Genomic DNA, 14,008 nt, shown 5'->3' with positions numbered 1-14,008 from the left:
AAAGGAAGATTAGATTCTGTGGACTGAAGAATAAAGCAGGCTTTAAAGCCGGATTTGGTGTCATACCATGTCCGGTCGATTACCATAACAAAAACAGTTTGTAGTGCGGACTTCAGTCCGCAGCTTTTTGCGGTCGATTACCATAACAAAAACAGTTTGTAGTGCGGACTTCAGTCCGCAGCTTTTTGCGGACTGAAGTCCGCACTACGAACGAATTTGATTGTGGTTAATCGAGCGGATACGATATAATTAGCGGGCATGAGTAAACCTCCGAAGTGTCTGCAGGTTTGTAAGCAAACTCCGGTTTTAATCCTTCCTAAATTGCTCCTGGATGCAGAACCTAATTATCTAGGATGTTCGTAGTGAGGACTAAAGTCCTCAATTTTTATGAGGACTAAAGTCCTCACTACGAACCAATTTTATTGTGGTGGTTCGAGGGAATATGATATGAAGTGACGAAGGAGTGCGATCGCCAACTATTCTTCCTTCTTCCTGATGACTGATGACTAATATAGCCTTTCTCAAAAAGATGAGGTATAACTGACAGCTTATATAACCGCTTAAACCAAGAGGGCCCAAGCCCAACAACGTCCGCGAATCTTTGTGAGAACCGCTATAACCAATAACCAACAACCAATAACCAATAACCAATAACCAATAACCAACAACCAACAACCAATAACCAATAACCAATAACCAATAACCAATAACCAATAACTAATGACTTATGCTATGGCTTTTTGGGGTTAACTGTTCGAGGAATTTCGATCGCAAATCTCGAACCTTTTTTTAGTTGACTTTCGACCGTAATTGTGCTGTTCATTATCTTGACTAACGAGGCACTAATCGCTAGTCCTAAACCGGTGCCTGGATATGGGCGGGTTGTGCTTTGGTCGGCTTGATGGAATTTGTCGAAAATGTGGGGCAGATCTGTTTTAGAAATGCCGATTCCTGTATCCCGAACGGTGATAATTAGCCGATCGCCCTCTAATTCCCCTACCTCAATGCAAATGCAGCCCTGATGAGTGAATTTAACCGCGTTGGAAATCAGATTCACCAAAACTTGCCGCAGCCGCAACTTGTCATTAACGATACACCGATCCTGCAAGCCCACGCAGACGGACATTGCCAGATTCTTTTCGGTGGCTTGATTTCCAAATTCCAGAGCCACATCCATTACTAAATGCCCTAAATCAAATTCTTCAATTTCTAATTCGGTGCGACCGCTCTCGATTTTGGAGAGGTCGAGGATATCGTCCAGCAGGACTAGCAGGTTTTTGCCGTTATTTAAAATTCGCCCCACCATATCTATTTGCTGCGCGCTCAGCAGTTGTTTGTGCTGGCGCAGCAGCAATTGGGAAAAGCCGATAATCGAATTCATGGGAGTTAGCAATTCGTGGGACATGCTGGCCAAAAATTGCGATTTTAACTTTGCTGCTTCTAGCAGTTGCAATTTTTGCTGTTGAATGCGCCGACCCTGATTTTCCAGTTCTTGTTGTTGGCGAATTAGCAGCTCGTTTTGCAAGTCTAAAAGCTGTTCCTGCTTTTTTAATTTTTCGATCGCCCGCGTGCTGTTAATCGCGATCGCAGCTTGTCTTCCCATCACCGCCAGCAGTTGCACAGATCCGCTGTCAATAGCCGTCCTGTCTTTCCCGTTACCGATCGCCAAAACGCCCAAACGCCCGCTTTCCCGCGACTCGATCGCCGCAGCACAGGCCGCCGCCGCCACTCCTGGGCACGACTCAGAGCGCCACAGTTGAGACTCTCCCGTCGCAAACGCCCTCAGCAGCAGCTTGTCTTGCACGTGCAGGGTTTTGCCTTTCTCAAAGTTTGTCGCACCCCCGACAGCGCTGAGTTTGAGCCCGCTGGAATCGCACTCCGGGAGCGCAACCAGGCAAAATTCAGCTCCGGCGATCGCCTCCACAGTCGCGTCCGCGATCGCTTGTAACAATTCCGACAAGTTACCTGCGCGCTGGCTCAACAGATTTGTAAACCGCTCGATCGCCTGCAAATTCGCCCCAGCATCCATTAGTATTGGGTATTCGGGCAATTTTTCTGCTTTTAAGTTAGCGGACGATCGGGCGATCGGGCGCAAAAATTCGACTTCTGATTCTGGTTCGGCTTGAGTTTGTGCGATCGGGTGCATATCTGTGTAGGTTCCCACCCATTCCATAACTTCCTGACTGTGTGGGTTGGCGGGCGATCCTCTAGCCAGGTTCCAGCGGTAAGTCCCCTCTCGCGTCCGCAGCCGAAATTTGATTTCGTAACTTGGTGGCCGCTCCCCACCCGTGCCCGATGGCGTTGGGTTCCACCCGTGGCGCGCCAACAGACGGGGGCGGTCTTCTGGGTGGACGCACGCCAGATACCCGAAACCCAAAGCTGCTGATGCTGGTACTCCCGTGTACTCTTCCCACGGCTGACCTAAATAAGTCGTCCAGCCGCCGGTATTAGCTTTCCAAACTATGTGAGGAATGGCCGACCACAGGCGATCGTCCACAGTTTCGCGATCGCAAACTTGCTGTAGGGGGGATGGTATTTCAGATACTTTGTGTAATATTTCCGCCTCAGAAAACTCCGAGCGAAAAGAGTTGTTGCCGTGGTAGTGAGTCATAACTGGTTTTATAAATAAGCATTCAACTTTAGCCATAACACCAGATCGAGGCTCGTGCTGCTAGCTTTATTGATTTGACGTACAATGTGCATCAAAAGTTTTTATACCTTAAATTTATCCAGGTAGTGGTATCTTTACCTCTATCAAGGGGCGGACAATGAGATAATTCAGTTACAATGTTTAAACATTGAGAGCTTACCTGTCCCGATCTCGCTTTCCCCGCGCCGCAAAATAATTTAAAAATTTACTTGCAATCTTGGCGGCTGCATGAGTATCCTGGAAAAAGATGTGCGGGCTGTCAAACCCTAAATCAGGACACATTCTCAAATTTACTCAGCTTGGCTGAGTCACTTGACGATATTTTAAAAGTTTAGCGGACTATTGGAAGAAAGATGAGTAAAATTCGCGTTGCTTTAATAGAAGACCACGACCTGACAAGAGTCGGCATCCGCACAGCTTTACAACAGCGTGACACCATCGAAGTTGTCGGGGATGCAGCTAACGCTACAGACGGATTGAAACTGCTTCAGTCTACCAAACCTGATGTGGCAATTGTAGACATCGGTTTGCCAGATTTTGACGGCATTGAACTGACACAAAAATTCAAAAAATCGATAGCAGCCGACTCCGATCCGGATACCAAAGTTTTGATTCTGACTTTTCAGGACAACGAAGAAGAAGTTCTGGCAGCTTTTGCCGCCGGAGCTGACTCTTACTGCATGAAAGATATCAGCTTCGATCAGTTGTTGGATGTAGTAAAAGTAACCCATGAAGGTAACTCTTGGATCGATCCGGCGATAGCTCGCATCGTTCTGAAACAAGCTCGCACTAAGGAGTCTGCTCCGGAAGAACCCAAGCCTGAGGGTAAAAGAGTCACAATTAAGGCTGCCGAACCCGAGTTCAGTCACATCATTGAAACCTACCCGTTAACCGAGCGGGAGTTAGAAGTTTTGGAACTGATCGTGCAGGGTTACAGCAATGCTGCTATCGCCGAAAAGCTGTACATTACTGTCGGTACAGTCAAGACTCACGTCCGCAATATTCTGAACAAGCTGTGCGCTGACGATCGCACTCAGGCGGCCGTTCTCGCCCTGCGTTCGGGCTTGGTTGGATAAAGCCTCACCAGCAGGCAAAAGCAAGTTAAAAGTAAGGTGCGCGGGCGCACCTTACGCATTAATTTTAGGATGCGTACTTGGCACCGGCTGACTAATTGTTGGCGCTTATCTAGGGTGTTCTTCGGCGCACTTTACTGCCGAAGATATAGACTTCAATCTCAGCATCGCCAGCCGCATAATCTGATGTCTTAAAAGCTATATTTAAGTCCGCATCTATCCTGGTGCAGATATTTACAATCATCTTTTGATCGGTAAATCTACCTTAAGATAGATGCCAAATAATTCTCAACTTACTAATACTTATGGTTGAGAAATAGAAAGTTAGATAAAATTCCGAATCGCACTGTCGGTATGGCGCGATGTCACTTCATAAAATGCGTAGGCTCGGCTAGATACTCATACTTTTAGGAATAGTTAAGCACTTACAGAAATTATATCCGCAGAGTGATGCCAGAGTTCGCTTCAATTTGCGAGATTAAAACTATCTACTGCTACTGAAAAATCTTAAAAAGAGGCATTATGAGCGCTCCAATTGAATTTCAGTTATTTGCTCCCTACAACAAAGGAGCTGCCTTGATGGGGTCTTTTTCTAATTGGGAAGAAATTCCGATGGCAAAGGACGAAGAAGGTTATTTCCGCACGCGAGTTGAGTTGGAGGATGGCGTTTATCAATACAAATTTCGCGTGCAGTCCAAAAGCTGGTTTCTGGAGGCAGATCAGTGGGTAGATGTGGTAGATCCCTACGCGACTGATATCGACGATCCCACTCAAAACGGCGTGGTTAGAATCAAAGATGGCGATCGCATCGTGGATACCTACGTGTGGCAGCACGATGACAAACCGCTACCTGCCGATCGAGAATTAGTAATTTACGAAATGCACGTTGCCGACTTTTCCGGCGGCGAAGCCGATCCCCTCGCCCGCGGCAAGTACGAGCACGTCGTCGAAAAACTCGATTATCTAGTCGAACTCGGCGTTAACGCGATCGAACTCATGCCCCTCAAAGAATACCCAGGCGACTACAGTTGGGGCTACAACCCGCGCTACTTCTTCGCTGCCGAGTCCAGCTACGGCACCACCGAACAACTCAAAAACCTGATAGACGAGTGTCACGGGCGCGGGATTCGCGTCATCATCGACGGGATTTACAACCACTCCGAATCATCCAGCCCCCTCACCCAAATCGATCACGATTATTGGTACCACCACGCCCCCCGCGATCCAGGCAACAATTGGGGCCCAGAATTCAACTACGAATTTTACGACGAAAACTTAGGAACTTACCCGGCGCGCAAATTCATTGGCGATACAGTCCGCTATTGGGTTCAAGAATACCATCTCGACGGCATTCGTTTCGACGCCGCACGACAAATTGCCAACTACGATTTCATGCACTGGATAGTTCAAGAAGCCAAAAATGCTGCCGGCCCGAAACCGTTTTACACCGTTGCTGAATACATTCCCGAAACTCCCAGCATCACAAATCTAGAGGGCCCGATGGATGGCTGCTGGCACGATAGTTTCTATCACTGCATTGTCGAACATATCTGCGGCGATACCTTTGATTTAGAACGGCTCAAAGATGCGATCGACTGCAAGCGCCAAGGTTTCTTGGGTGCGACAAATGTAGTCAATTATTTGAGCAATCACGATCGCGATCGCGTATTCTCAGAATTGGGCGATCGCGGAATTTTGGATGAACCAGCATTCAAGCGGGCGAAGTTGGGTTCTGTGTTGTTAATGACAGCAGTTGGCGTACCGCTGATTTGGATGGGCGAAGAATTTGGCGAATACAAAGCCAAAACAATCGAGCAAGCAAAAATTGACTGGACGCTGCTGGGAAATGACATGAATAAAGGTTTGTGGGAATACTACAAAGGCTTGATTCACCTACGCAAAAACAACCAAGCACTTTACACCGAAAACATCGACTTTTTCCACGAAGACCCCGACTCGAAAGTGTTTGCTTACACTCGCTGGAACGATGAAGGTTCGAGAGTTGTAGTAGTTGCGAATCTGTCGGAAAATTATCTAGCGGGTTACAGCGTTCCCCACTTCCCAGCAAACGGAACTTGGCACGAATGGACGGGCAATTATGATGTGGAATCTGGCGATGACAATATTACGATTGACTTGCCGGAATACGAAGCCAAAGTGTTTGTTTGGCAGTAATCTGTCTTGTCATATCCGCTCTCAGAGCGATCGGTTAGGTACGTTGTTGGGCTTCAGCCCTCTGATTATATATATGCAATAGCGCTTAGGTACGTTGTTGGGCTTCAGCCCTCTGATTATATATATGCAAGAGCGCTGAAGCGCAACTACGTACCTTTATTTAATTTTACTGCGCTCTTATTCTATATATGAAAGAGCGCTGAAGCGCAACTACGTACCTTTATTTAAAGTTACTGCGCTCTTATTCTATATATGCAAGAGCGCTGAAGCGCAACTACGTACCTTTATTTAAAGTTACTGCGCTCTTATTATATATATGAAAGAGCGCCCAAGCGCAACAACGTACCTTTATTTAGGGTTACTTGCTAGGAATTTTATTTTTTACACGCACCCTAGCAGTATTTCTCGTTGTCAATGTAAACTACATATTTTACTCGGTTGATTTTCTAGATACAATTGGGTTGCAGCCGCCGCCGGTATGGGTTTGCTAAAGAAGTAACCCTGACCCATATCGCATTGAAGCGATTGCAAAAATGCCAACTGTTCTGCTGTTTCCACTCCCTCGGCAATCACCCGTAGATTCAAGCCCTGTCCCAGAGCGATCGCCACTTTCACAATCGTAGCACCGCTGTTGCAGTTGAGCAAATCTGCCACGAAGGATTTATCTATTTTTAAATTATTCAGTGGAAAGTTTTTCAGAGACCACAGCGAAGAATAACCTGTGCCAAAATCGTCCAGAGAAATTTGAATGCCCATTTGCTGCAACTGCTGCAATACCGACACCGTAAAATTTACATCTGTCATGGCAACTGTCTCGGTAATTTCTATTTCTAAATACTCGGGATTTAACTCGGTTTCTGACAAGATTTTAGCAATGGTTTCTACCGTGTTAGCTTGTAGAAACTGACGGGCTGATAAATTCACAGCTACCCGTACCGGCGGCAATCCCAATAACTGCCACTCTCGATTTTGCAAGCAAGCTGTCCGCAGCACCCATTCGTCAATTTGGCAGATTAATCCTGTTTCCTCAGCTAGGGGAATAAATCGATCGGGAGAAATCAAACCGCGTTCGGGATGCTGCCAGCGAATCAAAGCTTCCATGCCGACTATTTGGCAAGTATTTAAGTTTATTTGCGGTTGATAGTGCAGCACAAACTCTGATTGTTTCAAAGCTTTGTAAAGCTGATTTTCTAAGTTAAGTTCTTCAGAGACTTGATTGCCGATCGCCCGCGTGTAAAAATGATAATTGTTCCGACCTTTCTGTTTAGCTTTGTACATCGCAGCATCAGCATTTTTCAGTAAGGTTTCTGCATCTTCTCCGTCATAAGGAGCCAAAGCAATTCCCAAACTAGCCTTAGTATAAAGTTCCCGACCGTCAAAATCAAAAGGAGTGCTTAAACTCTGGATTATTCGCTGGCAAACCTTAGTTGCGTCCTCTGGGCTGTTGATATTGTACAGCAGTAAAGTAAATTCATCCCCGCCCCAACGGGCGATCGAATCCCCGAGGCGCAAACAGTTAGTCAAACGCCGAGATACACCTTGCAGCAACTGGTCGCCCACTGGGTGGCCGAGAGTATCGTTAACATTTTTAAATCTGTCTAAATCTAGAAATATCACCGCCAACATTTCTGCATTCTGGTGAGCGTTAGCTAAAGCTAAAGACAGCCTTTCATTAAACAGCAATCTATTCGCTAAACCTGTTAATGGGTCGTGCGAAGCTTGATGTCGCATCATTGCCTCGACGCGCCTCTGCATGGCAGCCATGTACAGGTGAGTTCCTAATGATTTTGCTAGCTTCTGTTCCTCGCTGCTCCATTTTTGAGCTTCGCCGGTTTTGATTTCTTTCCAAGCTGCAAAGGACTGTCGGGGTCGATCGCTCCGGGCGTCGGAACTGCAACGGCCAGCCCACAAAATTTCGGTTTCTACGGCTGCGCGAAAAATGGTGAGACAGCCGATGCACTGTTGGCGGTATTGCAGCGGTACTGCCAAAAATGACCGAATGTCAGCTTCGAGAAAATTTGCAGATAAAGATTTGACTTGAGGTTCTTGAGAAATATCGGAAATCGCGTACAAGTGCGGGACGATTAAATTAGAAATATTTGTATCAATTGAACTGTAATGCTCGGAATATAGATTTTGAAAAATGCCTAATTGGCTGGTACTGTCGGCAGTTTTTGGTTGCTCGTCTTGGTTTGCCCACCCCATGATCTGCTGCCAAAACTCGGTGAGTTCGAGATTGGTGTCTGGAGGCTGCACGCCGCAGGTATAAAGTTTAGCCGGCCGATCGCCAAATTCGGCGGCAATGTACAAGCGTCCTCCCGAACCGTGCAAATGCTTGACAGTTTGTTCGAGAACTGCTTGCCGAATTTCGTTTAGTTCCAGAGGAGAGTGCAGCAAACTGCTAATTTGGTTGACAACGGCTTCGTCGTGCGCTTGCTGTCGGGCTTGAGTGAGGAGAAAAGATTGGGCGATCGCAATTGAAAGCTGATCCACAAGCAACTGTACTATGTTCAATTCTCGATCGCTAAACCGTTTGGGTTGACTGTGGTGACAGGCCAGCAGCCCCCAAAGTTGATTTTGATGTACGATCGGCACCGTCAGAGAAGAACGCGCCCCCATAGCCTCCAGATATTCTGCGTGACAGGGGTCTACAGGACAATAGCGAATATCTTCAACTGCTAAAGTTTGGCCGGTTTCGGGACAATCTAAGCGATTAATTATTTTATGCTGCAATCCCACATCTACAATCACTCGCTGCCGCGCTTTGACAAACATTTCGCGCGCACTAGGCGGAATGTCGCCCGCAGGAAAGCGCAAACCCAGCAGAGATGGCACATTTTCGCCGTTGATGGCCTCGGCAATCACCTCGCCGCTACCGTCTGCATCAAAGCGATAAACTTTTACCCGATCGCTTCCTAAAAAGCTGCGGATTTCTCGCGCCGTTGTCGTCAAAATCTCTTGCAGTTCTAAAGAGTTGCGGATGCGATTGGTAATTCGATTGAGTAAAATCTCTTGTTTTAAATTCGCTCTTGACGTTTGTCTAACTCTTCTGCGGGCCATCCCTTTTAATCTCCAGGGCAATTGACAGCATTTTTGCGAGCCACCTTGTTAACTCGCCCTGTTTTATAGACTACAACACTTTCGCTCAGTCTGTGGGATTGACGCAACCAGAGAGCCAGAAACCCAGTTTTTATGAATATTTCTGGTTTTTCCACAAATTTTCGGTAGGAACCGGGTTTCTTAACAGACTTTTATGCGGACTAAAGTCCGAACGATCAAACCAATCTAGAAAGCGGGTCGATCGCACAAGCTTCTGACTGAGAGTGCAGAATGCTGGAAGAGTAAACCCGGTTGCTCAGTATTTATACTGGGAAATATCCCGTTAAGCCGACTCCCAAATTTCCCGAATTCTCTCCGGCAAAAAGCTCGCTATTTCCTGAATTCGCTCCTGGGACAACTCATCCTTCGTTGCCGAAAATACACCCGCGATCGCAGTTTCCGATTTTACTCCCGAAGGAAGTGAGCCTTCTAGTTCGACCCTCCGTACAAACAAATTGGCATCGATGCCCAAAGGTGCAGGCCCGCGCAAAGGCTCACGCACCCGGCTTAGCAATCGTACCAGCGGATTCGTATCTTTCCAGAGGTCAGCTATTTCTGTTTGGAGGGTTTTGTCGTCCGTAGGTAAAACTTCTTTGTGCAGTTCGGCTTCCACGCGATCGCTGGCTTCTGTTGTCATCAAATCGGGCGGGCGGGCTTTCAACCAATTCTTTCTGGTAAGTTAAGTCGTCTCTGATTGCAATTGTCATCAACATCTCCTAGGTTAATATCTGGTAAACAGTCAGTAAAAAATGATATTTTTACGGGTTTAAGTAGCGATAATTACTACTTAAAAACATTGAAATCTAAACCGGAGAAATAAGTATCTCAGCAGGTGGAAGTTGTTAAATTTATGTGCCTCATCTAATCTTTCTTTAGGTATATACACGGAGGATATCAGTAGTGTAATGTTGAGAGAATTCTCAAAAACTGCGGCCACTCTTCAAAGCAAAAATTAAGCTAGGATAGTTTATTAGCAAGCTTTTTCCTAGTAATCGCCTCTTGTTGTCAAAGCTGACGCAACCTTAGGGCGTAAGTTGGCAATTTGCCCGGGGATCGGTAAAATTATGGAGATACTGTGGGAGCGCTCGACTGGTGCAGTCTTTGCCAGAACTCGCAGCGATATTGTACAATCTGGCTAGACTGAAGACTGGCCATCTGAGAGCTACAAATACGAGCCAATCTGTTTCAAGTGCCGGAGCGCCACTTGAAGAATGCCTCGGGTAAAACTTTTACGATCGTTTTTCGATCTGGATTTATGAACTACCCTACGTGGAATCAGCATTTGGAATCTTCTTTAAATATGGGTCACCTGGCGGTTGACAAGCGTCCTCTCGTATTGGCTGTAGACGACAATCACGATAACTTAGAGCTGCTGACGCAAATACTCGATTTATTCGGCTGCGAGTGCGTAGGAGCCATGGACGGCTACAGTGCTCTTTCGACAGCAGTCTCGCGCTCTCCCGACTTAATCGTACTCGATATTTGTCTGCCCGATATAGACGGTATAGAATTAGTAAAGCGGATCAGAGAAAACCCGGATCTCAGACATATTCCGATCGTGGCCGTCACAGCACTAGCAAAAACAGAAGACCGCGATCGGATTCTCGAAGCAGGCTGCGTTGCATATCTTTCTAAACCTTTCAACATCAAGGATTTAGAACAAATTATCCGCCACCATCTCAACCATCAGCCGATTCTCGTGGAGTTTTAGACTTAGAACTCGAATCGCGAACTTGAGGTGCAGACTCCAAAATTGCGATCGTTCCGGCGCGGCCCGTCTCCAAAGTCGCATCGCTGAGCAAATCAGTCACGGCCACACCCAAAACCTCTTTGATTAAGTCTTTCAGTGCCACTTCCAGAACTGACTCTAATTGCGATCGCACCTGGGAAGCCAAATCTTCCTGACCGTTCTGAGCCAGCAGTTTTTCTGGTTGAGTAATCGCATTTTCGATTACAATGATTAATTTGTTATCCAAAAGATTGCAGAGCGCCTGACTCGTTTGCTGTCCCAGCAGAGAGCGATACAAAGCTTGAATACCCTGGGCCAGACTGCGTTCTAACTTTCCGCGAGTAGGTACTAAATTTTCCCCGGTCATATTTTTTATGTATAGCAAGATCGCTAAAAAAAATACTTAATAGTTAACAGTTCATACCAATTTTTATGAGGCTGCATAGAATCTGATCCCCCCTAACCCCCCTTAATAAGGGGGGGACTGGAATCTTCTCAAAGTCCCCCTTCTTAAGGGGGATTTAGGGGGATCGGAATATGTGCAACTTCACATTAAATTGGTATCACAGTTAACAGTTCACTTGTTAACCGTTAACTGTTCCCAACAACCGTCGCCCTAGCCAACGGGAGCATCTCAGTTTTGCAAAAAGCATTTTTTTTATTATAGTGCGAGCGTCCCCGCTCGCGTATTCTACAACTCGCGAGCGGGGACGCTCGCACTATAAATACCAAACTGAGATGCTCCCCTAGCCGACAGTAACTTGATTGGTTTCCACCCCAGTTGCACCCTTAACCCTTTTAGCAATTGTCACCAACTTGGTGACAATTTCCTGACTGGGAACCGTACCTTTGAGAACCACCGTAGTACCGTGTTGAGCAACATAAACAGTCTCAATGTCCGCCACATCAGGATTTGCATCGAAAGCCTGAGCCACCCGTTTAGCTAAACCGCTTTGATCGTATTCTCCATTCAATCCCATGCGTTCCGGCGGGATTGTCTGAGTCGCCCTAGCAGCAGGTTGAGTTTGAACTTGAGCTTGAGATGGAGCTACAGGTGCTTGGTAAGCAGGAGCTTCCACATTTTCTTGATTTTCCAGTTTTTCTAAACCAAACAGTCTTTTTAGCCAGCCCACAGAAGTTACCCTCTCAAAATGTTTTTGTTAATTGACATTTGGCACGGCGCCGTACAATTCTTATACTCAATACCAGGAATTGCGATCGCCATTCAGGACGCAGACACCGAGTTGTTACGGCCATCAGGCTCGGTACAAAAACTCGGTCGAGCGAGTTGTATGTGCCAGTCATAAATACAATTTAATCTTCTACAACTTCATCAAACCTCTGCCTGGGGACATAAATTTTTCTCATCTCAAAGAAATACATGAGCCGACCATTCCGGGAAATCAAACTTAAAGTCTTCTTCCCCAACTTCTACAATTTTGTTGTACATCCACTCGTGCCAAGTTCCGGTATCGGGAAAGTTAGGAATACAGTAAGTAGATAGATAAGTGTCCGAAAAATTGGTCACCACTACTATTCGCGAACCCTCATCGCTCCAGCGATAGTAAGCGAGCACTTTAGCTTCGGTATTTTGGTGGATGAATTCAATGTTTTGGGTGTAAAGTGCCGGAACATTTGTCCACAATCGAATCAGGTGTTTGTAGTATTCCAACAAATCATGATTCTGCTGATTGTTCAACAAAGACCATTGCAAGTTATTCGGCTGGCTGGGGGTTTGGCGAGTGGATTGTCCGAACTCTTCGCCCATCCACAGCATCGGTATTCCTACTGCTGTGACTAGCAAAACTGCTGCCAATTTAGCGCGTTTAAAATATGAGCAGTGCTGTCAATCTCAGTAGCGTAGGGGTCATTAACTTTTACCCATTCGTCGGTTTCAAAACAAGGACTCTGCGACTGCACTCGGAACTTGTATTGATAAATACCGTCTGCGAGCTGAATTTTAGTGTGGAAATAACCTCTATCATCTTTTTCTAAGGGAATTTCTTCCCATTTAGAAAAAGAGCCGAACACTGTAGCTGCTTTGTTGTTGGGAGCGAAGAGTTTGAATTGAATTGCAGCGGCCATGAATACCTTTTACGCAGAACTTATAACTGTGATTAGTATTCATTTTTACAATTTTGCCAATCTGTCGCCATCGTTCTTAAGAGTTAAATCGTAACTCGAATGTTGTCATGAGTTCCGCGCGCACCCTAGAGCGTGGTTTGATTATCATCATAAAAATTAGGTACGTTGTTGGGCTTCAGCCCTCTTTAGATCTATGAAAGAGGGCTGAAGCGCAACTACATACCTGTATTTATCGCTACAAAAATTAGGTACGTAGTTGGGCTTCAGCCCTCTTTATCCATACGTCTCAAGAGCGCTGAAGCGCAACTACGTACCTTTATCTCTTGCGATCGTAAAACCACCCGTTTGGAAAGGGGATTAGGGGGATCGGGGGCGTAATTGAGTCAAGTGCAGCACAAGCAAAGCACCCCGAACCCTGAATGAAATCAAAATTGTAGCTAAAGTAACTAAAACTTATCGATCGCTGTTTATGAAAATTAATTTAACTTTTGATAAGTAGATAAATCGCCTTCAAAGATTAATATTTGTAACTAAAGGAACATTTTTTAGCTGACAGAGCTAATACCGTAGAAAGATGTCATTTTAGGCGGAAAGAGCGAGGATGAGCTTGTAGTTATCAAGTAAGGGAAACCAGAAAGATAAATACTTTATTCAACTGGATTCTCGGGCGATCGCCTTTAAGTCGAGTTTGAGCGGATAAGAGCAATGATTATTTTTGCTTATACCTTGGTAGCACTTGTTTTTTAGTCAAAGACTGGGAAACTTTGCAGAACCAAAATCAGCTTAAACGACTGCTGCTACCTCAGTAATTGGTAATCGGTGAAAATTTCATCCGTCCCTGTTACCTGTTAGATCTTCCGAGCAGCGGCTAAGATGGCTCTAAAAGTTTAATTTGGGATGTTGACGAATTACCGTTACTGTAAAAACTCTGGAGTGTTAAAAATGCTAAAACAAATGTGTTGGTTGCCCAGATTGGGAGGCAATGGAGAAAAGATATTGCACCTGCGTACCGAAGCTCGTCAAGCGTGGCGGCCTTATACTGCTTTTCCGCAGTTCGCGGTTTCGGACTACATGGAGCCAGGGGGTTCTAAGGGATGGGCAACTTTTCAGAAGCTGATAACTCAAGGGTGGAATTTAGTATCTACTGAAGATGGGCAGCAGTCATTTTTTGACGAACAAAAAAGTGCTTAAAAAAGC

11 protein-coding genes are annotated in these 14,008 nt (G+C 45.9%); 4 read left to right on the top strand and 7 right to left on the bottom strand.

Translation table 11 applies throughout. The features are described 5' to 3' along the window. Positions 1-730: 730 nt before the first annotated feature. Positions 731-2,611, bottom strand: coding sequence for an ATP-binding protein (locus QZ938_RS06260; RefSeq protein ID WP_293349714.1), 1,881 nt, complete (start codon positions 2,609-2,611; stop codon positions 731-733). Positions 2,612-3,003: 392 nt separating this feature from the next. Between QZ938_RS06260 and QZ938_RS06255 the strand changes: the two genes are divergently transcribed. Continuing rightward, positions 3,004-3,726, top strand: a complete 723-nt coding sequence (locus QZ938_RS06255; protein ID WP_293149645.1) for a response regulator transcription factor — start codon at positions 3,004-3,006, stop codon at positions 3,724-3,726. 519 nt (positions 3,727-4,245) lie between these two features. Next, the gene (locus QZ938_RS06250) at positions 4,246-5,898 is read left to right on the top strand and encodes an alpha-amylase family glycosyl hydrolase (protein ID WP_293349710.1); all 1,653 of its coding nucleotides are present in this window, start codon (positions 4,246-4,248) and stop codon (positions 5,896-5,898) included. Between the two features lie 411 nt (positions 5,899-6,309). Here the strand turns inward: QZ938_RS06250 and QZ938_RS06245 are convergent, their stop codons facing one another. Both QZ938_RS06245 and QZ938_RS06240 read right to left on the bottom strand, forming a co-directional pair. Continuing rightward, positions 6,310-8,958 carry an EAL domain-containing protein gene (locus QZ938_RS06245; RefSeq protein WP_293349912.1) on the bottom strand — a complete coding sequence of 883 codons (2,649 nt, stop codon included), beginning with the start codon at positions 8,956-8,958 and terminating at the stop codon, positions 6,310-6,312. Between the two features lie 322 nt (positions 8,959-9,280). After that, a complete protein-coding gene (locus QZ938_RS06240) occupies positions 9,281-9,658 on the bottom strand; it encodes a DUF2267 domain-containing protein (protein WP_293342852.1) in 378 nt (125 codons plus the stop codon). A 594-nt stretch (positions 9,659-10,252) separates the two neighbouring features. Here QZ938_RS06240 and QZ938_RS06235 point away from each other — a divergent pair. Next, positions 10,253-10,708, top strand: coding sequence for a response regulator (locus tag QZ938_RS06235; protein WP_293149649.1), 456 nt, complete (start codon positions 10,253-10,255; stop codon positions 10,706-10,708). Here the strand turns inward: QZ938_RS06235 and QZ938_RS06230 are convergent. The 4 genes from QZ938_RS06230 to QZ938_RS06215 all read right to left on the bottom strand — a co-directional run bounded on the left by QZ938_RS06230 (position 10,677) and on the right by QZ938_RS06215 (position 12,811). Next, positions 10,677-11,093 (bottom strand): DUF2294 domain-containing protein, encoded by a 417-nt coding sequence (locus QZ938_RS06230; protein WP_293149651.1) that lies wholly within the window; start codon positions 11,091-11,093, stop codon positions 10,677-10,679. The two genes, QZ938_RS06235 and QZ938_RS06230, sit on opposite strands and share 32 nt — an antisense overlap. Positions 11,094-11,472: 379 nt before the next feature. Further along, a complete protein-coding gene (locus tag QZ938_RS06225; RefSeq protein WP_293149653.1) occupies positions 11,473-11,859 on the bottom strand; it encodes a BON domain-containing protein in 387 nt (128 codons plus the stop codon). Between the two features lie 236 nt (positions 11,860-12,095). After that, the gene (locus QZ938_RS06220) at positions 12,096-12,530 is read right to left on the bottom strand and encodes an alpha amylase C-terminal domain-containing protein (RefSeq protein ID WP_293149655.1); all 435 of its coding nucleotides are present in this window, start codon (positions 12,528-12,530) and stop codon (positions 12,096-12,098) included. Beyond that, a complete protein-coding gene (locus QZ938_RS06215) occupies positions 12,524-12,811 on the bottom strand; it encodes a glycogen-binding domain-containing protein (RefSeq protein WP_293349707.1) in 288 nt (95 codons plus the stop codon). Before QZ938_RS06215 ends, QZ938_RS06220 begins: the two co-directional genes overlap by 7 nt. 942 nt (positions 12,812-13,753) lie before the next feature. Here QZ938_RS06215 and QZ938_RS06210 point away from each other — a divergent pair. Next, positions 13,754-14,002, top strand: coding sequence for a hypothetical protein (locus QZ938_RS06210; protein ID WP_293149659.1), 249 nt, complete (start codon positions 13,754-13,756; stop codon positions 14,000-14,002). The last annotated feature ends 6 nt before the right edge of the window (positions 14,003-14,008 follow it).

The organism is Microcoleus sp. CAWBG27 (genome assembly GCF_020883145.1).
Classification (GTDB): Bacteria; Cyanobacteriota; Cyanobacteriia; order Cyanobacteriales; family Microcoleaceae; genus Microcoleus.
This window is presented reverse-complemented; position numbering and strand designations above follow the sequence as displayed.

Excerpts from the sequence above, each read along its gene's own strand:
- QZ938_RS06260 (WP_293349714.1), bottom strand. The coding sequence starts at position 2,611 with ATGACTCACTACCACGGCAACAACTCTTTTCGCTCGGAGTTTTCTGAG.
- QZ938_RS06245 (WP_293349912.1), bottom strand. The coding sequence starts at position 8,958 with ATGGCCCGCAGAAGAGTTAGACAAACGTCAAGAGCGAATTTAAAACAA.
- QZ938_RS06210 (WP_293149659.1), top strand. The coding sequence starts at position 13,754 with ATGCTAAAACAAATGTGTTGGTTGCCCAGATTGGGAGGCAATGGAGAA.
- QZ938_RS06215 (WP_293349707.1), bottom strand. The coding sequence starts at position 12,811 with ATGGCCGCTGCAATTCAATTCAAACTCTTCGCTCCCAACAACAAAGCA.
- QZ938_RS06255 (WP_293149645.1), top strand. The coding sequence starts at position 3,004 with ATGAGTAAAATTCGCGTTGCTTTAATAGAAGACCACGACCTGACAAGA.
- QZ938_RS06250 (WP_293349710.1), top strand. The coding sequence starts at position 4,246 with ATGAGCGCTCCAATTGAATTTCAGTTATTTGCTCCCTACAACAAAGGA.
- QZ938_RS06230 (WP_293149651.1), bottom strand. The coding sequence starts at position 11,093 with ATGACCGGGGAAAATTTAGTACCTACTCGCGGAAAGTTAGAACGCAGT.
- QZ938_RS06235 (WP_293149649.1), top strand. The coding sequence starts at position 10,253 with ATGAACTACCCTACGTGGAATCAGCATTTGGAATCTTCTTTAAATATG.